24 protein-coding genes are annotated in these 21,278 nt (G+C 58.1%); 14 read left to right on the top strand and 10 right to left on the bottom strand.

The genetic code is table 11. The annotated features are described in order from the left end of the window. The first annotated feature begins 172 nt into the window (after positions 1 to 172). Complete coding sequence (locus tag WDN02_RS12660; RefSeq protein ID WP_337293838.1) at positions 173 to 1,009, top strand: hypothetical protein; 837 nt, start codon at positions 173 to 175, stop codon at positions 1,007 to 1,009. A gap of 99 nt (positions 1,010 to 1,108) precedes the next feature. On the opposite strand, the gene WDN02_RS12655 is transcribed toward WDN02_RS12660, so the two are convergent. After that, a complete protein-coding gene (locus WDN02_RS12655) occupies positions 1,109 to 2,746 on the bottom strand; it encodes an isocitrate lyase (protein ID WP_337293837.1) in 1,638 nt (545 codons plus the stop codon). Between the two features lie 147 nt (positions 2,747 to 2,893). On the opposite strand from WDN02_RS12655, the gene WDN02_RS12650 reads away from it, so the two are divergent. From WDN02_RS12650 to WDN02_RS12615, 8 genes are all read left to right on the top strand, one after another. Continuing rightward, positions 2,894 to 4,333 (top strand): short-chain fatty acyl-CoA regulator family protein, encoded by a 1,440-nt coding sequence (locus WDN02_RS12650; protein ID WP_337293836.1) that lies wholly within the window; start codon positions 2,894 to 2,896, stop codon positions 4,331 to 4,333. Between the two features lie 95 nt (positions 4,334 to 4,428). Then, complete coding sequence (locus WDN02_RS12645) at positions 4,429 to 5,400, top strand: magnesium transporter CorA family protein (RefSeq protein ID WP_337293835.1); 972 nt, start codon at positions 4,429 to 4,431, stop codon at positions 5,398 to 5,400. Positions 5,401 to 5,558: 158 nt separating this feature from the next. Then, positions 5,559 to 6,590 carry an AraC family transcriptional regulator gene (locus WDN02_RS12640; RefSeq protein WP_337293834.1) on the top strand — a complete coding sequence of 344 codons (1,032 nt, stop codon included), beginning with the start codon at positions 5,559 to 5,561 and terminating at the stop codon, positions 6,588 to 6,590. 300 nt (positions 6,591 to 6,890) lie between these two features. Then, positions 6,891 to 7,325 carry a hypothetical protein gene (locus tag WDN02_RS12635; RefSeq protein WP_337293833.1) on the top strand — a complete coding sequence of 145 codons (435 nt, stop codon included), beginning with the start codon at positions 6,891 to 6,893 and terminating at the stop codon, positions 7,323 to 7,325. 19 nt (positions 7,326 to 7,344) lie between these two features. Further along, positions 7,345 to 7,734, top strand: a complete 390-nt coding sequence (locus WDN02_RS12630; RefSeq protein WP_337293832.1) for a PRC-barrel domain-containing protein — start codon at positions 7,345 to 7,347, stop codon at positions 7,732 to 7,734. 27 nt (positions 7,735 to 7,761) lie between these two features. Continuing rightward, positions 7,762 to 8,349: an HdeD family acid-resistance protein gene (locus WDN02_RS12625; RefSeq protein WP_337293831.1), complete on the top strand. Its 588-nt coding sequence runs from the start codon at positions 7,762 to 7,764 to the stop codon at positions 8,347 to 8,349. A gap of 505 nt (positions 8,350 to 8,854) precedes the next feature. Then, positions 8,855 to 9,235 carry a nuclear transport factor 2 family protein gene (locus WDN02_RS12620; protein WP_337293830.1) on the top strand — a complete coding sequence of 127 codons (381 nt, stop codon included), beginning with the start codon at positions 8,855 to 8,857 and terminating at the stop codon, positions 9,233 to 9,235. Then, the gene (locus WDN02_RS12615; protein ID WP_337293829.1) at positions 9,214 to 9,849 is read left to right on the top strand and encodes a DNA-3-methyladenine glycosylase; all 636 of its coding nucleotides are present in this window, start codon (positions 9,214 to 9,216) and stop codon (positions 9,847 to 9,849) included. The genes WDN02_RS12620 and WDN02_RS12615 overlap by 22 nt, the downstream gene beginning before the upstream one ends. 13 nt (positions 9,850 to 9,862) lie before the next feature. Here WDN02_RS12615 and WDN02_RS12610 read toward each other — a convergent pair whose 3' ends face one another. After that, positions 9,863 to 11,452, bottom strand: a complete 1,590-nt coding sequence (locus tag WDN02_RS12610; RefSeq protein ID WP_337293828.1) for a PLP-dependent aminotransferase family protein — start codon at positions 11,450 to 11,452, stop codon at positions 9,863 to 9,865. Between the two features lie 174 nt (positions 11,453 to 11,626). Here WDN02_RS12610 and WDN02_RS12605 point away from each other — a divergent pair, with 174 nt between their 5' ends. The 3 genes from WDN02_RS12605 to WDN02_RS12595 all read left to right on the top strand — a co-directional run bounded on the left by WDN02_RS12605 (position 11,627) and on the right by WDN02_RS12595 (position 13,491). Next, on the top strand, positions 11,627 to 12,139 hold the full coding sequence (locus tag WDN02_RS12605; RefSeq protein ID WP_337293827.1) for a hypothetical protein: 513 nt from the start codon (positions 11,627 to 11,629) through the stop codon (positions 12,137 to 12,139). Positions 12,140 to 12,166: 27 nt separating this feature from the next. Beyond that, the gene (locus WDN02_RS12600) at positions 12,167 to 12,523 is read left to right on the top strand and encodes a hypothetical protein (RefSeq protein ID WP_337293826.1); all 357 of its coding nucleotides are present in this window, start codon (positions 12,167 to 12,169) and stop codon (positions 12,521 to 12,523) included. Positions 12,524 to 12,774: 251 nt separating this feature from the next. Next, positions 12,775 to 13,491, top strand: coding sequence for a hypothetical protein (locus WDN02_RS12595; RefSeq protein ID WP_337293825.1), 717 nt, complete (start codon positions 12,775 to 12,777; stop codon positions 13,489 to 13,491). 179 nt (positions 13,492 to 13,670) lie between these two features. On the opposite strand, the gene WDN02_RS12590 is transcribed toward WDN02_RS12595, so the two are convergent. The 3 genes from WDN02_RS12590 to WDN02_RS12580 form a co-directional block, all read right to left on the bottom strand. Further along, on the bottom strand, positions 13,671 to 14,126 hold the full coding sequence (locus WDN02_RS12590) for a regulator (protein ID WP_337293824.1): 456 nt from the start codon (positions 14,124 to 14,126) through the stop codon (positions 13,671 to 13,673). A gap of 132 nt (positions 14,127 to 14,258) precedes the next feature. Further along, complete coding sequence (locus WDN02_RS12585) at positions 14,259 to 14,888, bottom strand: response regulator transcription factor (RefSeq protein WP_337293823.1); 630 nt, start codon at positions 14,886 to 14,888, stop codon at positions 14,259 to 14,261. A gap of 56 nt (positions 14,889 to 14,944) precedes the next feature. Further along, entirely contained in the window at positions 14,945 to 16,324 is a 1,380-nt protein-coding gene (locus WDN02_RS12580) for an ATP-binding protein (RefSeq protein WP_337293822.1), read from the bottom strand. Positions 16,325 to 16,640: 316 nt separating this feature from the next. Between WDN02_RS12580 and WDN02_RS12575 the strand changes: the two genes are divergently transcribed. Then, positions 16,641 to 17,210, top strand: a complete 570-nt coding sequence (locus WDN02_RS12575; protein ID WP_337293821.1) for an SRPBCC family protein — start codon at positions 16,641 to 16,643, stop codon at positions 17,208 to 17,210. Then, the gene (locus WDN02_RS12570; RefSeq protein ID WP_337293820.1) at positions 17,207 to 18,142 is read left to right on the top strand and encodes a beta-propeller fold lactonase family protein; all 936 of its coding nucleotides are present in this window, start codon (positions 17,207 to 17,209) and stop codon (positions 18,140 to 18,142) included. Before WDN02_RS12575 ends, WDN02_RS12570 begins: the two co-directional genes overlap by 4 nt. Position 18,143: 1 nt before the next feature. Here WDN02_RS12570 and WDN02_RS12565 read toward each other — a convergent pair whose 3' ends face one another. From WDN02_RS12565 to WDN02_RS12545, 5 genes are read right to left on the bottom strand one after another with little or no spacing between them, the layout of a single operon-like run. Beyond that, a complete protein-coding gene (locus WDN02_RS12565; RefSeq protein WP_337293819.1) occupies positions 18,144 to 18,341 on the bottom strand; it encodes a hypothetical protein in 198 nt (65 codons plus the stop codon). Further along, a complete protein-coding gene (locus tag WDN02_RS12560) occupies positions 18,334 to 18,633 on the bottom strand; it encodes a hypothetical protein (RefSeq protein WP_337293818.1) in 300 nt (99 codons plus the stop codon). The genes WDN02_RS12565 and WDN02_RS12560 overlap by 8 nt, the downstream gene beginning before the upstream one ends. Before the next feature lie 9 nt (positions 18,634 to 18,642). Next, entirely contained in the window at positions 18,643 to 19,647 is a 1,005-nt protein-coding gene (locus WDN02_RS12555; RefSeq protein WP_337293817.1) for a vWA domain-containing protein, read from the bottom strand. After that, positions 19,644 to 20,255: an MxaK protein gene (locus WDN02_RS12550; protein WP_337293816.1), complete on the bottom strand. Its 612-nt coding sequence runs from the start codon at positions 20,253 to 20,255 to the stop codon at positions 19,644 to 19,646. Before WDN02_RS12550 ends, WDN02_RS12555 begins: the two co-directional genes overlap by 4 nt. Next, positions 20,252 to 21,277, bottom strand: a complete 1,026-nt coding sequence (locus WDN02_RS12545; protein WP_337294933.1) for a VWA domain-containing protein — start codon at positions 21,275 to 21,277, stop codon at positions 20,252 to 20,254. Before WDN02_RS12545 ends, WDN02_RS12550 begins: the two co-directional genes overlap by 4 nt. Between the last annotated feature and the right edge of the window lies 1 nt (position 21,278).

The following is a 21,278-nucleotide window of genomic DNA, read 5'->3' as shown; positions in this document are numbered from 1 at the left end:
CTGATCAGTCTCAAATTATCTGACGACGGACAGTGGTCTGCTGTGGCATTCCGCATTTCGCCGCGTCGCCACGCCGGGCAACGAAGACTTTCGTTCAATGACGCTGCGCCGGGCAGGTTAGTCTTTCGATTTGCCGCCGCTCGCAAAAGTGTCGATATCGAGAGATTTGGTCATGACAAACAAAAAGCCGGACGCAGACGTTACCAGGGATTGGCAAGCAACGCAGGGTCAGAAGTCCGCCGCGACGCGCCTCCGCCTTTTCGCCTTGCTCTGCTGGATCGTCGCCATTGGCGGCGAGATCGCCGGAATCTACCTGCTCTACCAGCACAAATTCGACCATGGGAACATGCCGCTGCTGATCGGCTTGCTCGTCGGGATCGCGGTCTTCGCAATCGCCGGCAACTTGCTGTGGAAGGCGGCCAACACGCACGATCCGGCCCGCGCATCCGACACGGCCAGATTCTTCTTCCAAAACCAGCTCGGCGCGATCATCACGCTGATTGCGTTCCTCCCGCTGCTTTTCCTGATCCTGACCGACAAGGACATGGATCCGGAGACCAAGAAGATCGCTGGCGGCGTCGGCGTCGTGCTGGCCGTGATCGCGGCTCTGACCGGGGTCAGCTACCACCCCCCGTCGGTCGAGCAGTACACCCAGGACATGAACGCCTGCGCGACCCAGATCAAGACGGGGCAGCCGACCACAGCCTGTTCGCCCGACGTCGCCACCCAGGCGAAGGAAATCGCCGCGGACTCCTCCACGGTGACTGCGGCGACGAAAGACGCGGCACACCCCGCCGGTCAGGACGTCGTCTACTGGATCGCGCCGGAAAACGGCGCCAAGAAGTCCACGACGCCGCATGTCTTCCACCTTTGCTCAGGTGTGAGTCCGCTGAAAGGCAAGAGCGTGAACAGCGGCTCCGTGACCAAGGCCTACGCGCAGAACGCCGTCCGCATCACGAAGCAGATCGGGATGGAACAGAAGCAGTGCGGGTTCGCGGTTTCCCAATAAACCTGTCCGCTTTCCATCGCGCCCCGAGCAAAGAAAAGCGCCCCGAAACGATGGTTTCGGGGCGCTTCATGTTTTGATGATTTCGATGTGTGCCCGGCCTTAGCCGAACTGGTTCATCGTGTTGTGGGTGCCACCGGCCTTCAGGGCCGCCTCGCCAGCGAAGTATTCCTTATGGTCGTCGCCGATGTCGGAGCCGGCCATGTTCTGATGCCGGACGCAGGCGATACCCTGACGAATTTCCGCACGCTGAACGTTCTTCACATAGCCGAGCATGGCCTGCTCGCCGAAATATTCCTTGGCGAGATTGTCGGTCGACAGAGCTGCCGTGTGATAGGTCGGCAACGTGATCAGATGGTGGAAGATGCCGGCGCGCTTGGCTGAATCGGCCTGGAACGTACGGATACGCTCGTCAGCCTCGATCGCCAGTGGCGTGTCGTCATATTCAGCCTTCATCAGCTCGGCGCGGTTATACTGGCTCACATCCTTGCCGGCTTTCTTCAGCGCGTCATAGACCTGCCAACGGAAGTTCAGCGTCCAGTTGAAGGACGGCGAATTGTTGTAGGTCAGCTTCGCGTTCGGAACCACTTCGCGGATGCGATCGACCATCTCGGCGATCTGCTCGATATGCGGCTTCTCGGTTTCGATCCACAGCAGGTCCGCGCCGTTCTGCAGCGACGTGATGCAGTCGAGCACACAGCGATCCACACCCGTGCCGGGGCGGAACTGGTAGAGGTTGCTGGCCAGCCGCTTCGGACGCAGCAGTTTGCCGTTGCGATTGATGATGACATCGCCGTTGCGGGCATCGGCGGCCGTCACTTCCTCGCAATCCAGGAAGGCGTTGTACTGATCGCCGAGATCGCCAGGCGTGTGGCTCACGGCAATCTGCTGCGTGAGGCCGGCGCCGAGCGAGTCGGTGCGGGTCACGATGATGCCGTCTTCGACACCGAGTTCGAGGAAAGCGTGACGGCAGGCACGGATCTTCGCGAGGAAGACCTCGTGCGGCACAGTCACCTTGCCATCCTGGTGGCCGCACTGCTTTTCATCGGAGACCTGGTTTTCGATCTGCAGGGCGCAGGCGCCCGCCTCGATCATCTTCTTGGCAAGAAGGTAGGTCGCCTCGGCATTGCCGAAGCCGGCATCGATATCGGCGATGATCGGCACGACATGCGTCTGGAAATTGTCAATCTTCTCGATCAACGCCTTTTCCTTCGCCGTGTCGCCTTCCTTGCGGGCAGCGTCCAGGCTGCGGAAGATGTCATTCAGTTCGCGGGAATCCGCCTGACGCAGGAAAGTGTAGAGTTCGGCGATCAAGGCCGGCACCGAGGTCTTCTCGTGCATCGACTGATCGGGCAGCGGTCCGAACTCGGAGCGCAGCGCGGCGATCATCCAGCCGGAGAGGTACATATAGCGGCGATCGGTCGAGCCGAAATGCTTCTTGATCGAAATCATCTTCTGCTGGGCGATGAAGCCGTGCCAGACGCCGAGCGACTGGGTATACTTCGTGCTGTCCGCGTCATAGGCGGCCATGTCAGCCCGCATCAGCGCCGCAGTGTAGCGGGCGATATCCAGGCCGGTCTTGAAGCGATTCTGCAAGCGCATGCGCGCCACGGCTTCGGCGCTCACGCCGTTCCAGGTCGCCTTGTCCTTGAGGAGCGCTTCAGCCGCCTCAACCTCGGTTTGATAGGACCCCGGTCCCTGGATGGCGGGGTCGTTGATCCCGCGCGGTTGGAAGTTCATGTCGATCGATCCCTTAGTAACGAAAAAATCTGCTGCGTTTGTACGCGAAATGTCGGCGGTCACAAGCCGTTTGAAAGAAAACTTGTCACTCTTTACAAGAATATGTTGTATATCTGTAAAAACATTACACAAACGCAAGGACTGGACATGACAACCTCCGGCACCCGCTCGATTTTCATGGGGCCACGACTGCGGCGGCTTCGGCGCGAGCTGGGGCTGACCCAGGCCGACATGGCGGCCGATCTCGAGATTTCCGCCCCCTACGTCGCGCTTCTGGAGCGCAATCAGCGGCCGGTCACGGCGGATATGCTGCTTCGTCTGGCCCGCACCTACAAGATCGACCTTGCCGACCTCGCCGGCGACGGCGGCGCCGATCACACGGCGCGGATGCAGTCCATCCTGAAGGATCCGATGTTTTCTGACATCGATATCCCTCCGCTCGAAATCAGCGACCTTGCCGTCAGCTATCCCGGAATGACCGAAGCCTTCCTTCGGCTCTACACGGCGTATCGCGAAGAGCAGCTTGCGTTGGCGGAGCAAAGGGCGCCAACGATGAAGGGCGTCGCGCCACGTTGGGGTCAGGGCAAGCCTGACGCCAACGATCCCGTCGCCGACGTCAGACGATTTCTTGCCGCACGCCGCAACAACTTTGCCAATCTCGACGATGCGGCGGAACGCCTTGTCCTGGCGCCTTCGGGGCCGGCCGGATTCATCGAACGGCTTCGCCTTCGCCACAACCTTCACGTCCGTTATCTGCCACCCAGCGTCATGCTCGGATCGGTGAGGCGTCTCGACCTGCATCACAAGCAACTCCTGATTGAGGACTCGCTCGATACTGCAAGCCTCAACTTCGAGTTGGCCAAGCAGCTCGCCTATCTTGAAATGGAAGATGAAATCGATGCGGCGCTGGAGGCCGGCAAGTTCGCGAGCAAGAGCGCCGAGTTGCTGGCGCGCCGCGCCCTCGCCGCTTACGCCGCTGCCGCGATCATCATGCCCTATTCCGCCTTTGCAAAGGCCGTCGACACGCGGCGTTACGACCTCGAAGCGCTTGCGCGTCAATTCGGCACCAGCTTCGAGCAGACCGCGCATCGCGTCACAACCTTGCAGAGGCCGGGTCTCGAGAAGGTCCCGTTCTTTCTGATCCGTGTCGATCCGGCCGGCAACATTTCCAAACTGCTGGACGGCGCCGGCTTCCCGTTTGCCAAACACGGCGGCGCCTGCCCGCTGTGGTCGGTTTATGGAATCTTCAAGACGCCGCGCCAGATCGTCACGCAATGGCTGGAATTGCCCGATGGCCAGCGATTCTTTTCGATCGCGCGCACCGTGACCGCGGGAGGCGGCTCGTTCGGCGCAACTCGCGTTGAGCGGGCCATGGCGATCGGTTGTGCGGCTGAGCATGCAGGACAGCTGATTTACACCGCTGGCGGTCAGGCACTGCGTGTCGACGAGCCCACACCGATCGGCGTGGCATGCCGTGTCTGCCACCGTCCCAAATGCGCGGCACGGTCGGCGCCCCCGATCGGGCGCGAGATCCTTCCCGATGACTTCAGGACCTCGAGCGTCCCGTTTGGATTCTCCGCGGATTGAGGGTTCTGAGCTAGACGACAGCCATCGCGTATGCGTTAAGGCGTCTCAAGGAGCGTGGTGGCCAATCGAAGGAGACGAGTTGGGGGGAGCATGTTTTGCTGACGGCGTATCGCGAAGATGGAAACGATTGGCGCGTCGAGGGCGCGAAACTTCCGGACAACATCATCTGGCTCGATCTGCTTGATCCCACGCCCGAAGAACAGCAGCTTGTTGAGACGCGCGCGAAAATACGCGTCCCCTCGAAAGAGGCGCTGAGCGAGATTGAAGCCTCCAGCCGCCTGATCCTTCAACGTGGCGTCCTCTACTTGAGCACGCCGATGGTTGCGAGGGGCGAATTGCAGACGACTGAAATCTCACCGGCCGGATTTGTGCTGACTCCAAATCTTCTGGTGACCGTCAGATTCAAAGATTTTTCATCTTTTGATAGTGTCGCTGAAAGGGTACGCACCGACGAAACGCTTGATTGCAGCGTCGCGATTTTTACGGCCCTTCTCGAAGCGATCGTCGATCGCGGGGCTGATGCGCTCGAGCATCTGGGAACAGCGGTCGACAAGATTTCGAAATCGATTTTTCATGCGGATTCGTCAGGCCCCAAGCATCGCCAGCGATCAACGGCTCGCCTGCACCAGATACTCAGCGACATTGGCATAAATAGTCACCATCTGGATCAGGCACGGGACTCCCTGTTGGGCGCCGGACGGCTGGCCGCCTTTGTCGGAGACGTCGGCCGCGAGTGGATACCCGAACCCTTTCGCACCCGGTTGCATGCCATCTCCAAGGATGTGACCAGCCTGAGCGATTACGAAACACATCTGTCCGACAAAGTGCAATTCCTGCTTGACGCGACGCTGGGCTACATCTCGATCGAGCAGAATGATCTGTTCAAGGTGCTGACGATCGTCTCTGTGATTGGCGTGCCGCCGACGTTGCTAGCCGGCATCTGGGGCATGAACTTCAAGAACATGCATGAGCTGGACTGGGCGTGGGGGTATCCATTGGCGTGGCTCGCCATCATTCTAAGCGCGATATTGCCACTCATCTGGTTCAAAAGGCGCGGCTGGTTCTAGCGCTCGCTGCCATTATCGTGCACACATTCTGATGCTCGCGACCGGCGGTAAATTGAAATTGCTTTTCGGAACAGAGGCATGATAGGGCCGCCTGGCTAAGCTAGAGGCGTCCCTGATCGCGCGTGCGTGCGGCGCCGGCAGGCAGAACGGGCGAGGCGATGCCGGACATCAGCATTTCTGACAAGCTCTATGAGCCGACAAAACTCGCGGCCATCGTCGATACGATCGTCAGCGAGGGGGTGCCGCTGGCCGAAGCGCTCCGCAATGTCGGGGTGCCAGCCGACACGCTGCACAACCCCGCGACGCAGATTTCGATCAAGCAGCTTTTGACCGCCTGTCGGAACGCCGCCCGCCTGTCGCGGAACCAGCATTTTCCTTACGCCGTCGGCGAGAACGTTCACGTCTCGGCCTATGGCATGTACGGCTACGCTATTCTCTGCAGCACGAACTTTCGCCGCGCGATGGACTTTGCGACGAACTATCATCCGCTGGCAACGCCGCTCGCGGCCATTTCCTATTCGGAAGAACCGGGGCGTGCGATCTGGACGCTGGAACCGGTGGAGCACGCCGAGATCGACGAACAACTTTATCGCTTCATCGTCGAGTTGCAGATCGGAATTCATACCTCATTGCATCGCGACATCATGGGGCAGACATTCGCGCCGCGCGAAATCACGCTCGCCTATCAGCCGGGCAGCGACTTTCACCTGACCGAAGATTTGGCCGGTTGTCCTTTGCGCTTCGGCCAATCGGCAAACCGGATCATCTTCGATTCGAAATGGCTCGACGAACCGCCGCGGTTTGGAAATCGCATCACTTACGCCACCACCCTCGCCGCCTGCGACGATCTCCTCGCCGACCTGTCATTCCGCAGCGGCGCCGCGGGCAAGGTGAGAGATATCTTGCTCCGCAATCTTGCCGGCCGGAAGACACTTTCGGATGCCGCGCAGCTTCTTGGAACGACGTCCCGCACCTTGAGCCGGCAATTGCGCGATCAGGGCACATCCTTTCGCACGCTTTCGGACCAGCTGCGCAGCCAGGCCGCGATGAAGTTTCTTCGCGAAACAACGATGACAAACGAGCACATCGCGTCAGCTCTGGGCTTTGTCGACGAGGCGAATTTCCGGCATGCGTTCCAACGCTGGACTGGAAAGACGTCAAGCGAATATCGGCGCGCGCGACGACCATAGCCCGCGATTTGCATAATTTCCGCACCGACCATGCTGTAAAATGCAACCTATGTTGGCGATATAAGTAGCGCCACGCAGGTTCCTTTCGCCGCCTCTCATCCAAGACGCCGAATGCTGCGGCTCGACATCAGCGACAGCCGGACAAAAATCCATTTTGTCCCAATCGCACCGATAAACGTCCTCCCGCAACCTTCACAAATTTCCGTCCGAACGCGATGCTGCCTGCGCATCTGGCGAGCACGCGCATCCGCGCATCATTGTCCGATCGAAAATATCGTCACCCGATTTGAGAGTGGACTCATGGACGAGCGCCTTTCCGAACAATTGAGCGACCTTTCGGCCCGCGTCAGGAGCGCCAAGGACGCGATCGAAATTGCGAAAACAGAAGCAGGCGAAAAGCTCGCCGCACGCAAAGAAGAAGCGCGGGCGGCCGCGGCCGCCGCCATCGAGAAAATAAGCACCGAGATCAAATCGATGCGCGGCACGGTGGACAAAAACTGGAATGTCATTCGCGCCAAGATTGATGCCGATATCGACGCTCTGATCGCGCGCGTGACGGCAGATGAGCATGACCTCGAGGTGACTCATCTGGCGAACCGTGCCGACGAATCTGAGTGGGATGCCGGCTTCGCCATCGACTATGCCGCGGCGGCGATCGAGCAAGCCAAATTCGCCGTTCTGGATGCGATCGAGGCGCGGCTGAAAGCCGAAGATGCCCAACACGCGCGGACTTGATCGGACAAGGGAGGTTTCTGTGAAAATTGCGCATGTGTTGGCAATAACTTTTATCGGTCTGAGCATACCTTTACCGGGAAAGGCGCAGGTTGCGGGGACCACCCTCCTTGGCGTCAGCGTCGCCGAATTGCGGAGCGTCGCGCTCGGCTGGAGCGCCAAGCACCAGATTCTCGGCCAATCGGTCTACAACGACAAGAACGAGCGCGTCGGCTCGATCGACGACATCATTATCGCCGGCGATAAGGCGGTCTCTTATGCCATCGTCAATGCGGGCGGATTCCTCGCCGTTACCAAGCATGACGTCGCAATCCCCGTCTCGCAGCTCAAGCTCGTCGACGACAAATTCATCCTGACCGGCGCGACGAAAGAGGCTCTGAAGGCGAGCCCGGTGTTTGAATACACGCACTAGCAGGCGGCATTTAATGGGGGAATTCCGATGGCAAACACCGCTGGCCCGGTAAGGGCGCTCGCCGAACGTGCGTTGTTCAGTTCGCTCGCCGACAATTGGTGGCTGTTTTTATTGCGCGGCTTCGTCGCAATCGCCTTTGGCGTCCTGGCGTTTCGCTGGCCGGGCCTCACTTTGCTGACCCTCACATACCTTTGGGGCGCCTACGCGCTGCTTGACGGTATCATCGCGTTGTCAGCCGCGATATTCGGCCCCGGCGATGCCGGACCGCGCTGGTGGCTCGCACTCGCGGGATTCTGCGGCGTTCTTTCCGCCTTCATCGCGTTCTTCTGGCCCGGTATGACCACCCTAATCCTCCTGATGTTCATCGCCGGTTGGGCGATCGCCGTCGGCGGCTTGCAAATATGGGGTGCGTTCGAGCTTCGGCGGATTCTGGGCGACGCGTGGCTGCTCAGCCTCAGCGGAATATTATCGCTCGCCTTTGGCATTCTGATGATTGCGCAACCCGGCGCGGGCGCTTTATCGCTCGTCTGGATCATCGGCTGGTATGCGATACTGGTCGGCTGCAGCTTCATTGCGTTCGCCTTGCGCCTCAAGCAATATCAACGACCTGCCTGAAGCTTCGATTCGGACGAGGGTCCAGTGCGGGCGCTGTCTTCCACGTCTTCGCGTAAGCCCGCGGCAATAAAAATATCATCCAAAGAAAATGAAATGGAATCGAGTGATGCTGGCGAAGCAAAGAATATCTTTTCAGAATTCGCGTCTTGGGAATATCGCATCGCCCGCGCGGGCGCTAATGGCGACGGTCTTCATGCTTCAACTGTCGGGCGCAGTCTCTGCTGAAGAAGGCTCGTCCTGGCGACGCCACGCCTGCACGCCGGATGTCTTCCGCCTCTGTAAGGATTTTATACCCGACCATGCGCGGATCACCGCGTGCTTGCTGCGCCACCGGCGGATGCTGAGCCACGATTGCCGAATTGTGTTCTCCTCGGCGGGCTGAATCGCGCAGCGCGGTCGGCACGGCGGCCCAGAGGGCCGTCGTTTCGCCTTCACTCTCATCTGGAAGTTCATTCCAGGCTGTCCGTGCTACAATATCTCGACGGTGATGGTCGGGAGGTTTGATATGGACGACCGAGAGATTCGGGCGGCTTTAGATCGCCACTGGGCCGCCTCCGATGCCAACGACTTCGACGAAGAGCACCAGATCTATCGAGAGGACGCGGTGCTTGAATATCCGCAATCCGGCGAGCGCATCCGCGGCCGGCGGAACATTCAGTCGTCTCGCGCCGCCCAGCCGAACCAGAAGCGCTTCACAGTGCGGCGGATCATCGGTGCAGGTGACCTCTGGATCACAGAATATATCCTGACCTATGACGAGCGGCCGTCTTACACCGTGAGCATCATGGAGTTCGTCGATGGAAAGGTGGCGCGCGAGACGCAATATTTCGGCGATCCGTTTGCGCCCGGGCCTTCGCGCACCCAATGGGTCGAGCGGATGCCTTGAAACCTCCGAACCACAAGCATGGCCATCGGCTTCTGGCACGCTCCGAGCTGCCAATCGATACGGCGACGCTCGCCCGCTATCTCATTGGCAAATTGTTGGTGCGGGAATTACCGGAAGGCATCGCCAGCGGTCGTATTGTCGAAACCGAGGCCTACATCATCGGCGATGCTGCCGGGCACGCCTTCCGCGGAATGACACAGCGCAATCGTTCGCTGTTTCTCGAGCCCGGACACGCCTATGTTTATCTCGCCTACGGTGTCTCATACATGCTGAATGTCTCGAGCGAAGCGGCCGGGATTGGCGCCGGCGTCCTGATAAGGGCGATCGAGCCCCTTGAAGGTATTCCGATCATGCAGCTCAATCGCAGAATCGAGCGCGTGCGCGATTTGGCGCGAGGCCCGGGACGGCTCGCTGCGGCGTTGCGGATCGATCGTGGGCTCGATGGGCTCGATCTTTGCTGGAAAGGCCCGCTGTGGCTGGCGCATGGTGACGACGAACTTCGCGAAATCGGACAGAGTATCAGGATCGGCATTTCACAAGATGCGGATCGTCCCTTGCGATTTTATCTTCGGAACAGTCCGTTCGTCAGCGGACGAAAATCGCTCAATGAATAAGAAACTAGTGCTATCAACGCGTCGACCGGGGGTTCGAACGTGACTCCGACGTTTTAGATTTTGTAGGCGCCTCCACGCGCCGGGTTTTCCGCAAAGGCGACGGGTCTGGCCGAGAAGTCTGACGGGTTTTAAACTCATCCGAGACCCTGCGGATTGCCTCGCGAATCTCGTCTTCGCTCAAGGCAGCATAGCCCAGTATGATTGAGCGATCCCTGAAGCGGCTGGCGTGACCATATTCAAAAGCAGCCGCTGAAAAGAGCGGGTACAGCCCCACCCCGCATGTCAGCGCGCGGCGTTGCAACTCCTCTGGCGTCGGTAAACTATCCGGAATCTTCCACATCATATGCATGCCGCATTCAACACCTGACAGCGTGCTTCCCGGAAAGTGTTCGTTGATTTCTTCAATGAGCGCATCCCTCGCAGACATGTACGAACGACGAATTCGCCGAAGATGCCTGAGAAATGCGCCCTCCTTTATAAAATCGGCGATGACAGCTTGCTCCAGCCACGGCGCGCAATTGTCGAGCAACGCTTTGACGATTCTTGCCTGTTCGACCAAATGATGCGGAACGACCAGATAGCCAATTCGAATCCCCGCCCCGATCGATTTGGAGAACGTCCCCAGATAGATCACCTGGTCCTTGCGATCCAGGCCCGCGAGAGCAATCAACGGCGGCCCGTCGTAACGAAAGTCGCTATCGTAATCGTCTTCGATGATGTAGCTGCCGGTTCGGTAGGCCCAATCGAGTAAGCGCAGCCTTCGATCGAGACTCAACGTGTAACCTGTCGGAAATTGATGGGATGGCGTGACGTAAATCAGGTTGCCGACAAAGTTCTCAAGTTGAGCAACGTCGAGACCGTTTTCATCGACCTGGATCGGATGGATGCGCGCGCCGTAACTGCTAAACAGGAACGCCGCGCCCTGGTATGATGGATTTTCAACCGCCACAGTGGATTGCTGAGTTCCCGTCAGAAAAACACGGGCGAGAAGATTCAAAGCGCCCTGGATTCCCGCCGTGATGACGATTTGATCGGGCGTTGCGTCTATGCCGCGCGTGGCTCTCAAATGGTCGGCAATCGCTTCGCGCAAGGCATGAAGGCCGCGTGGATCGCCATATTCGGTCATCGCGCCGCGCGCGTAAGCGAGATGTCGCGCGATGGACCTTTGCCAAAACTGGGTCGGGAAACTCCGCGGGTTGGGACGTCCAACGAAGAAATCGTATTTCGGACGCTGCGACCGATCTTTCCAAAGCTCGGGAGATCGACCGGCGAAGCTGGGGATTTTCCCCAGTCGAATACGGGCGCCTGGAGAAATAGTTTCCGAGTGAGCATTGCGCACCAGAACACTGGCGTCGGGCAGGCGCTCGTTGACGAAGGTTCCGGCCTTTGGCTTGGAGGCAACATAACCTTCAGAGAGCAAACGTTCGTAAGCGAGCGTGACGGTAATTCTGGCAATACCAAGTTGTTCTGCAACGCCTCGCGACGAGGGCAGTCTTTCCCCGGCCCTGAGTTTTCCGCTCAAGATCATCTGGCGGATAATCTCATAAAGCTGCAACTGCAGCGGCCTGTCATCCGTCCTATCAATCGAGATTATGAATTCCATCCGCCGTCCTTGATTGGACAAGTCATCGCGGCCACGGCACCTAAACGCCGACGAGATTCGGATCGCAAATCTGGATTCATCAATTTTGTCGGAAGTGGCGCTACCGATAGGCCACAGTATTTCCGATGATCTCCGGGCAGTCAATCAGACTGCTCGGCGTGATCGGTGAATCAAATGTCTATTTATCTCAGCATGCAGCGCGTTCGATTCTCGAGCCCGGACGGATACGAGAAGTTCAAGGTCATCTTTGCCGATACGCGCAATCATCTGATGAAGCTCGCTGGCTTCCTTCATTTGACGTGGTGGGTGCATCCGGAAGACCCGACATGGTTCAACGAAGTCAGCTTCTGGCTCAACCGAGAGTCCCTGCGTGATTGGCACATGGACATTTATCACAAGCACGCAAAAGAATGGGCCGCCCGCGGGGCGATCATGGAAGACATCATCACAAATTTTGAATTACAGGGCACGCGCTTGTTGCGGGTTTGCCCATGTTGCGGGCTTGTTGAGGATAAAGCCTTCGACCTGAACCTCGAACAAAAGACTCTCGCTGAGCCATGCCCGAAGTGCAATTTCACCTTCCCGGTCATGAGCCCGACTCCGAGCAGTTTCGCGGTCTTTAAAGACATTGCATTGGCGACAGAGACGCCCGCACCAGCTGAAATTAAAAGCACGGTCCCTGCCTAGCCGTGCAAACCCTCACACGCGATCGGGATGAGGGCCGATGCCAGTCGCACATCCGGCGCATCGGTCCACGACAAAGTAGCAAACCTGCGCAGCAAGACAGCGCTACCTCAAAGGCTGCGCCATCCATTTCATGCTTCCGACTCCGCTAAAGTGGAGAGATGTAGCTTTATAGGCGATGCCTTTTTCATGCAGCGTTCGTTCTTCGTCAACTGTCGCGAGGCCGAAGAACCGATCACAGACTTCCTTGCCGGCCGATCGCCCCACTTTATCCTTCGCCTCCTCCTCTGCCGCGCCGCCATCCATGGCTATTGCGTAAGCTACAGCGTGCTCGGGCGTGTCACAAAGAATGACATTGATTTGGAACGGCGTGGCATCGGCGCCTGAGCTGGCCGAAGCCGACGATGCGGCAAGGCACGCCGCCAAAACGACCGCAGCACAAATTGATCTCATCGAAACTCTCCGGATGACGCCGACGTAGCATCTAAGCCTTCACTTAAATGCCTTGGGTAGCACGCCCATGGCTGTAAAGCGCACGGCTTTGACGGTCTACTGTGAACTTGGCGAGACGCTGAATTGCGTGAACGACGCGCCGTCGCTCGACAGCGCGGATAGAGATCATTCGTCCGGATTATATCTTGTGTATCATAGAAAAGTTCCCGTATCGGAATGACTTTGCGCCGGTCATTGGACAAATATTCCATACACAAAAACACGTGACTACACGAAAAATATCTGCATTCTCCGCGTCCGAACTTGTCTCAATTTGGATGTGGAAAATGTCGTTTCTCTTTTGGCCGAAAGCGGTTTCGATGGGCGCGCCGGCAACTTCAATAATGCTCGCGCTTTCCGCTGTCTCTACACAAGCCGCTGATGCGTCATGCGAGGGGCTTGCCTCCGCCATGCTCACCAACGCAAAAACGCCTTATCGCAGCATGAGCATTATCACCTTTGATGCGGGCGATAATGCAAAGCCCGCGACATCGCAAACCTCGGAGACAATCTCGACCGGAACCGCGGTCTTTGCGCGGTTCGGTTCGGGTAAATGGCAGGAGATACACATTCCGCTCGATAAGTTAGCGCTGGCCGTCCGACATAACGCGGAAAGCTTTTCCGGCTGCAAACGCCTTGCCGACGATAATGTAAACGGAGAGGCCGTCGCTGTGTACACGGGACACATCGCAGCTCAAAAATCTGTCGTCGAGACAAAAGTATGGGTCGAACCCAAGCGCGGGGTCATGCTTCGCTCGGAGACAGATGTTGTCCCCACGCCCCAGCCAGGCGATGTCTTCAAGGGACGCCATGTGGCGATCCGCTACAGCTACGACAATATCACGGCGCCACCGCTGGACTGATCATTGACGGGGCGCTACAGGCTCCGATCCGAACGAGGGAACCGGCCGATTCATGTCTGGAATTCGCGTGCACAGCCAGCTCTGACATGTCGGAAGTTGAATTAATTGATTGTGCGCCCGGAAAATCGCGACGGATCGAACTCGATCGCTGACATCCCGGGCAGCATAGCACTAAAAGTTTATGCGGCCGATTGCCATTTCGGCCCACCCTGCTCTTCGAGCTGGGCTTTGAAATCATCGAAGCCGAGTGTCACCGTCGGCTGTAGATTCTCGTCGAGGAATTCGTAAAGCGGCCCTTCGACCTCGCGATTGCTGAAGAAGACGATCGCGTCTTCGTCGCCACCGCCTTCCACATGCGGCTCGCCGTTGGCGACGCCTGAGACATAGCTGCCGGTCGGTCTGATCTCTTTCAATTCACCGTCCGGCCGGTAGAAGCGCAGTTCGCCTTGGATGACAAAGGTGATGTAGGGCGCTTTATGCCGATGAAGTTGAACTTTTGAATTCGCCGCAAACTTGAACAGAATATCGATGATTCGGTTTTCTTCGTCGACTTTATAGACGTAAAACTCGAGATCCGGCAGCCAATCTAGCTTGTGCCACGTGATGTTCTTATCATCGAATTTGTGTGTGCTCATTCTTCGTCCTCCTCGATACCACTACATTTCTATATCGCAGCTTCCGGGAAGGATATTGAAGTTACGTCATCTCGATCATGATGATTTTTTATAACCATCACCCGCGCTATTTTTTCCGCCGCGTATTTGGCTTCAGCCCGGACTCATTGCCTTCATATTCAATTCGACAGCAAATTTGACGAGCGCGGTCGTCGTCCCGATGTTGAGCTTCTGCTTGATCAGAGAAACGGCGTTGGCGACCGTCTTGTAGCCGAGATCAAGCTCAACAGAAATCTCGGTCAAGCTTCGACCGTTGCCAAGAAATAGGATGATTTGCCGCTCGCGTTCGCTGAGCTCACGCAATGGATCGACCGATGGCGATAGATTTTTCATGGCGAGGGTCTGGGCAACTGCCTGCCCGAGATAGATTTCGCCATTCCGGACTTTTTCAATCGCGACAAGCAATGTATTCGGATCATCATTCTTCGTGATGTAGCCGACTGCGCCCTTCTCGAGGGCCGATGTTACAAAGCTCTGCGTTCCGTACATGCTGAGCACGATGATTGATGCTTTGCCGTTGTCGGCGAGGATCTTCGGCAAGATATCAAAGCCGCTGGCGTCCGGCAGGCCGATGTCCAAAACCACCACATCCGGTTGAAACGATTTATTCGTTGCCAGCCCATCGGTGGCCGTGCTTGCCTCGACCATCTTGATATCCGGGCGACGGTTGAAGATACGTTGGCAGCCGTCCCGGACAATCGGATGGTCTTCGATGACCAGCACTTTTATGATTTCATTCGCTTCCATGTTCGCTTCCTCGGAATTTAATTTCTGTTTATTCAGCTTGCCTGCGCGACTTCATGTGACGGTAATGGCATTGAGACCTCGATGACGGTCCCCCCGCTTCGTCTATTTGACACATTCAGTCGGCCATTCAACTTGCGTACGCGCTCGCTCATGCCAAGAAAGCCGAAACCAAATCGAAAGTTCTCGGGCAATCCCACACCATTGTCTGCAATTCGAATAATGAGGCTTCCGCCCGGCCGGATGGCGAACGCGATCTCGACGCGGTCGGCTTTCGAATGCCGCGCGACATTGGTTAGGCATTCCTGCACGATGCGATAAATCGTCAGGCTCGCGTCGTCGCTTAGTTCCGGTTCGACATCCGGCGTCGTGAGGTCGCAAGAAAAGCTGCGGTGCGCCATGTTCCACGCCGCGGCCAAATGGCGCAAAGCATTAAATAGACCCATTTCGTTCAAAACGACGGGTTGAAGGCGCTCCAATATCCGGTGATTGTGCTTCTGAATGGCATCCGCAAGCGAGGAGATCGCTTCGGCACGTTCCGTAATCTCCTCGAACCTCGGGCCGATCGGGCCATCAGCCGTCGCGGCTTGGACGACGCATGAGGCAGAGGCCCTGATGCCGAACAGCGATGCGCCGAATTCATCGTGCAGCTCCCGTGCGAGCTCTTTACGCTCGGACTCCTGAATGGACATCAGCCGATCGATGAGCAACCGATTGTCCGACTCGGTGCGCGCGAGCGATTTGGCCAACCGGTTGAATTGGTCGCCAACCCGTTGCAATTCCGCGACGCGGATTTCGCCGACCTCATCGAACTGTCCCCGCTGCAATCGGTTCAGCCCTTCGACCAATCCACGCAATGGACGCAGCGTATAGTTTACGGCGAGCCAGGTGAGGACGACAATGCCAACCGATATCGCGGAGAGGAGGCTGATGAGAAAGACGAGATCATCCCAGACTTCGCCCACTTCGTCAGCGGGCTCCGCCGTCATGACGATCTCGCCACGCCGCGTACCTTGATAAACGACCGGGAAGGATTCGCTCACCCGGCGCGGCGCGAAGAAATCCACGAACCAATTCGGGGCGCTCTTGGCCAAAGACGGCGTAATCGGATCGGTGATTCGCGAGCCGGGCGATGGACGATAACCGACACGGATATGACGAACGTGGGAAAGCTCTTCAAGCAGACGGTTCAGCGCCAGATCGGGGTCATTCGAAAAACGGATGTCGTCGAGCGCATATGAAATGAGATGGCTGCCGATCGTCAAACCGGAGGCCGTCTCCGCGTCGACGCGATCCGGAGCATTGATCAGCGTCGCGCCAATTGCCACGACAATTCCGAGCAACAGGAAAACGGGCGGAATAAGTATAAGCCGCGTACGCAGCGAAGCTGAAGCTTCGGTAAACTGAAACATCATCAACTTGCAATCATGGTATGCGCGCCTGGTCCATCTGGCGCCTGCAACAACATACATTTAGCTCATGACGCTCGCTTCGACGCTGTCTTCTTTCGGCAAAATGACATCCCATTTTTTCTCATGGGATACGAGACGAAGGGAATTTTGTGAGAGAAAATATCCCGACGCGGCGGGATAAATTTAATGATCTGCAAGTATATATCATGCATAGTTTGGAACTTTCGAAGTATACCATCACCTAACGAAATAATTCATTGCGCATCTCTTCGTTCGCGGAGCATAGAAGCATTGCTCTTTAGAACGCTGCGGAGAGATCATGAAAATGCGAATTGGTGGTGGGCGCGCGAACGCCTGCCTGTTTGGAGGATTGAGTTTTTGCGCGGGGTTGGTCCTCGCGCAGTCGGACGGTGCGTTTGCTCACGGCGCAGCGCCTAAAAAGATCGAAGAAAAGATTGAGATCGCCGCCAAGCCGGACGTGGTGTGGGGCATCATCAAGGACTTCGCAAAGATCTCGACGTGGAATCCCGCCGTCGTCAGCAGCGTCGCCGCTTCCGACCCGGATCAAGGTCAGGAGCGGATTCTGACATTGAAAAGCGGCGGCAAGATCACCGACGCGCAAACAGATTATGAAGCTAAAACGATGACCTATTCCTATCGCCGCGTCGATGACGATGTGAAGGTCTTCCCGGTGAGCTTCTATTCCGCTACGATCACCGTGACGCCCACGGCGACGGGTTCAGAAGTCGATTGGATCGGCCGCTTCTATCGTGGCGATACGAGCAATGAGCCGCCGCCCGGTCTCGACGATCCGGATGCGATCAAGGCGATGACTGATTTCTTCGATACCGGCCTGAAAAATCTCAAGACACTCGCCGAAAAGAAGTGATCGCCCGGCGCGTTTTAACGCTTGGCCTGACGCTTGCGGCAGTCAACCCATTGGCTGCCGCAGAGCGCGTTTTCGCGACAAGCCAGGACAGCAACAAAGTCACCGAAATTGCCGGCGGCCGGACGCTCGACTTCGCGAGCCTGCCCGGACCCGCCACGATCGCCGCCACGCCCGATGGGCGGCGATTGTTTCTGACTCACCCCGACCACGGCACGATCAGTGTCGTGGATATATCAAGCCGGAAGACGATCGCACATTTCACCTATCCCGGCGTGCCATTCGGTATCACCTTCGATGCCGCCGAAAATCGCCTTCTGGTTGCCGACTGGAATCGCGATCTCCTCTCGAGCCTCGATCCGGTCAGCGGAAAGGTTCTTCGTGAAGTCCACACCGGGCGCTCACCGGCGCACATCGTCCTGGACTCCGATCATCGCAAAATCTTCGTCTGTGAGCGTGAAGGCAACGACGTCGGCGTCTATGATTCCCGGACCCTTGCGACAATCAAACATATTCAGGTCGGCACGGCGCCCTATGCCATCGCTTACGCGCCTGCGACGAAGCGCGTCTATGTCGCCAATGTCCGCAGCAACAATGTCAGCGTGATCGACGCAGATAGCCTGAACGTCGTCGGCTCGGCTCACGTTGGCCCGATGCCCTATGGCGTGGCTCTTACGCCCGATGGCAAGAGATTGCTTGTCACCATCCAGGCGAAAAATACGCTTCTGTTGCTGGACGCGGCAGGCCTGAAAACGCTCGCCGAAATCAAGGTCGGACGCTACCCCGAAGATGTCGTGACCAGCGCGGACGGCAAAACTGCCTATGTCACGGACTGGTTTTCCGATGCGATCTCGACCATCGACCTCGCGCATGGCAGGGAGACGCGCCAGATCGCGGTCGCACCCGGCCCGCGCGACCTCGTCGTCGTGCCATGACCTAGTTTTTGAGTGCCAACGGCGGCAGCGGCGGCGGCACTGCGTTGCGGATCGCCGGCAAGGATTGCAGGTAGAGCGCGATCGCGCTGGCGTCATCGTCGGTCATGGCGCTGAACTGGGTGCGCCAGGGCATGGCAGACGAGAGAATGCGTCCGTCGGGCGTCCGGCCGGTTTTGATTGCCTTCGCGATGTCAGACACAGTCCAATCGCCGAGTCCCGTCGCTTTGTCTGGCGTGACATTGGGCGGAAAAAAAGCGGCCAAGGTTACCGGCAATCGGATGATCACCGCCGGACATCAGCCGGGATTCCGCAACCCCGCCATCATGCAGGCGCGGCGTATGGCAGCCGATGCAGCCGGTGATCCGAGCAAGATAGGCGCCGCGTGCGGCAGGCATCGACGTTGCGCTCAAAGCCGGCAAAACGCTGGCGATACTTATCGCAGCGGCAGCGCAAAGCCATCGTTGCGAGAACATAATCTTCAAAATACTCATTAGACCTGCTCACCCGGCCGCAACCGGCACCACATGCTGGCGTCGCCGCCACCAGTTCTGGCGCCCGAGCCAGGAAATAAGCGGCAGGACGATATAAACGCAACCGAGGCAGATGAGACCCAACGCCGCCGCAAGTGGCCCGCGCGAAACCGTCGTAGTCACGGGATGCGAAGTCGCGTGAGTTCGGAGAGCCTCGATGAAGTCCTGCGCATCGGTGAGATGCCTGTAGGCCATTCCGGTCTTTTGCGCGAGACTTTTGAGATAGGGCTCGCGCACCGACGATAGTTGTTCGTTGTTATTGACATGCACATCGCCGAACGGCGCATTGCGCGGATTATATCCGGGACGATTAACGGCATCGGGCGGCGGGATTCCGAAGCGGCTTTCTTGCAGCACGTCGTCCTCGCCATAGAAACCGATCTCGCGGCCACTGCTGTCATATTTGGGGATCGGCGACAGCCCGTAGCCGCCGACGCCGACGACGAGCCCCTTTACGGCGCCCGGCTTGCCGTCGAACGTCGGGCCGCCGCTCCAGGGCAGCGGCGGCGCTTCCTGCCCGTCGGTCATAAACACGAGGTCGGAGTGAAGATCGTCGGCCAAAGCGATGGCGCGATAGAGTCCCTCAGCGATATGGCTGTCGCCCTCCCAGCCCTCGCGCCAATCAAACGCCGAGATGGATTCCATGATCGGCGAAAAATTTGCGCAGATCTCGATCGGATTGAAGAGCAAGAATATCCGTCGTTCGGCAAAGAGCGCCACGCCGACATGCGATTGGCATGGCAGATCAACGAGCGTTTTCCGCAGCACCGCCTTGATATGATCGAGCCGGCTGATGGGATGGCCGTTCTCGCTGTAATCGCGCGTGTTCATGCTGCCAGTGATATCGACTGTGAAGAGGACATCGACGCCGTTGGTCTGCTGGCTGGTCGATGGCAAAATCAACGCGGCCGTGAAGCACACAAAAGCCGCGAGCAGCAGCCAAAAGCGTGCGTCGCGGAAGCACGGTCGTCTCACGGCTCCCCCTGCGGCGTGTTCGGCAGCTCTGTCCATATGGGACGCGGCCCTTGCCGACGCGGGTCGGGCGTATTCACGAAGCTCGGATATTGGCGCACAAGCCGCGCAGCAACATCGAAATTGTAGCGCGCATCCCAGTCGTCTGGATCGAGCCGCATCGCCTCGATGTAATCTTCCTGCGCCAAACCGACGAGCGCCCCCGCCGCGTCGAAATCCGCCATGTCGATCTTGTCGAATGCCGCCAACAGGCGGCCATTGCCCAAATCATAATGCAGATCCGCCCGCGCTTTATCGCTGCCGCGCAGATCAAAGAGGCTCACAAGGGCCTGCGCCTCATCGAGCTGACCGTGGGTCGCCAGGAAATAGGCACGGGCGAACAGAAGCTTCGGCGCTGCGTTCTGCGCGACAGCGACATCGTGATTATGCGCTAGCGCCGCGATGATCCGGTTACGTGCGGCATCCCTGCCCCAAACGGCAAAAGCCGCGACCGTGCAAACGGCGAGTACAACCACCAGCGAAACGAGCACAAATGTTTTGATGCGTCGCCACAATGCGCTGATTTGCAGGAAAACCATGCGGGCGGGGTGAGCGAGAGCCAAGGTGGTCATATCACGTTCACCTGTCCGCCAAAACTGGAGGAGCGGCGGAATTCCGTCTCCGCGAGCTTGGCCAGGACCAAGAGAAGAGATGCGAAGGCGGCAATGCCGTAGAAGATTGGCGTCACATCCTTGCGCGGAATTTCTTCGTAATAGGTCACCGGCCGTGTCTCGAGCCGGTTGATTTCGGCGACGGCGTTTTGAATGGCATGCGGGCTATCAGCCCAGAACACCCGATACGTCACGCCGAGCGTTTTGAAGAAGAGATCCATGTGCCGCTCGGGCTTCGTATGCGGCGAATCTTCGTCGCCCCGCGGCGGCGCCGAAAAGACATCTTCATTACCTTTATGTGTGCGCAGGAAGAGCCAATAAAGATGCGCATGTTCGCGCTGAAAGGCCTTACGCAAGGCGTCTTGCAGACTGAAATCGAAGAATCCGGCGCCGCCATATTCTCCGTCCGATGCAAAAAGAACGACTGGCGATGTTGCTTCGGGGTCGTGGCCGATCATATTGAGCGCGAGTTGCAAGCCGAGGCCGACATTGGTGCCCTCGATGCCCGGTCGCCGCAGCGCGGTGATCGCCGCCTTGACGGCATCACGATGGCCGGTGATCGGAAGGACGAAAATCGGCGCACTCGAAAAGGCAACGACACCGAATTGGTCGTGCGGGCTTCGGTTGACGAAATCCATCAGCATCCGCGTTGCGAGCTGGGTTTTAGATTCCTTGCCGGACCCAACCTCGTCATCATCCATGGTGAAATCCATGCTGAGGCTCCGGTCCATGACGAGCACGACATGCGCGCCTGTGGCGACAAGTTTCACATTTTCAGCGAGCCGGTAAGGCTGGGCAAGCGCGATTGCGCCGGCTGCAACGGCAAGCGCAGCGGCGGCCTTGATGAGGAAGCCGATCAGCGACGACAGGGTGTCATGCGGCACGGCATCAAGGGAAGGAAACGGCGCGCGCCGCAAAGCCGAGACGAGGAACGGCACTGGTGCCAGCAGCAGCAACCACAGAAAATCCGGCTTCGCGACCATG

This window comes from Methylovirgula sp. (genome assembly GCF_037200945.1).
GTDB lineage: Bacteria > Pseudomonadota > Alphaproteobacteria > Rhizobiales > Beijerinckiaceae > Methylovirgula.
This window is presented reverse-complemented; position numbering and strand designations above follow the sequence as displayed.

Coding starts and splice junctions, on each gene's coding strand:
- WDN02_RS12615 (WP_337293829.1), top strand. CDS start 9,214: ATGGGTCGAGCGGATGCCTTGAAACCTCCGAACCACAAGCATGGCCAT.
- WDN02_RS12625 (WP_337293831.1), top strand. CDS start 7,762: ATGGCAAACACCGCTGGCCCGGTAAGGGCGCTCGCCGAACGTGCGTTG.
- WDN02_RS12640 (WP_337293834.1), top strand. CDS start 5,559: ATGCCGGACATCAGCATTTCTGACAAGCTCTATGAGCCGACAAAACTC.
- WDN02_RS12610 (WP_337293828.1), bottom strand. CDS start 11,452: ATGGAATTCATAATCTCGATTGATAGGACGGATGACAGGCCGCTGCAG.
- WDN02_RS12560 (WP_337293818.1), bottom strand. CDS start 18,633: ATGAGTATTTTGAAGATTATGTTCTCGCAACGATGGCTTTGCGCTGCC.
- WDN02_RS12545 (WP_337294933.1), bottom strand. CDS start 21,277: ATGGTCGCGAAGCCGGATTTTCTGTGGTTGCTGCTGCTGGCACCAGTG.
- WDN02_RS12635 (WP_337293833.1), top strand. CDS start 6,891: ATGGACGAGCGCCTTTCCGAACAATTGAGCGACCTTTCGGCCCGCGTC.
- WDN02_RS12620 (WP_337293830.1), top strand. CDS start 8,855: ATGGACGACCGAGAGATTCGGGCGGCTTTAGATCGCCACTGGGCCGCC.
- WDN02_RS12590 (WP_337293824.1), bottom strand. CDS start 14,126: ATGAGCACACACAAATTCGATGATAAGAACATCACGTGGCACAAGCTA.
- WDN02_RS12580 (WP_337293822.1), bottom strand. CDS start 16,324: ATGATGTTTCAGTTTACCGAAGCTTCAGCTTCGCTGCGTACGCGGCTT.
- WDN02_RS12660 (WP_337293838.1), top strand. CDS start 173: ATGACAAACAAAAAGCCGGACGCAGACGTTACCAGGGATTGGCAAGCA.
- WDN02_RS12650 (WP_337293836.1), top strand. CDS start 2,894: ATGACAACCTCCGGCACCCGCTCGATTTTCATGGGGCCACGACTGCGG.
- WDN02_RS12550 (WP_337293816.1), bottom strand. CDS start 20,255: ATGACCACCTTGGCTCTCGCTCACCCCGCCCGCATGGTTTTCCTGCAA.
- WDN02_RS12605 (WP_337293827.1), top strand. CDS start 11,627: ATGTCTATTTATCTCAGCATGCAGCGCGTTCGATTCTCGAGCCCGGAC.
- WDN02_RS12575 (WP_337293821.1), top strand. CDS start 16,641: ATGAAAATGCGAATTGGTGGTGGGCGCGCGAACGCCTGCCTGTTTGGA.
- WDN02_RS12655 (WP_337293837.1), bottom strand. CDS start 2,746: ATGAACTTCCAACCGCGCGGGATCAACGACCCCGCCATCCAGGGACCG.
- WDN02_RS12600 (WP_337293826.1), top strand. CDS start 12,167: ATGAGGGCCGATGCCAGTCGCACATCCGGCGCATCGGTCCACGACAAA.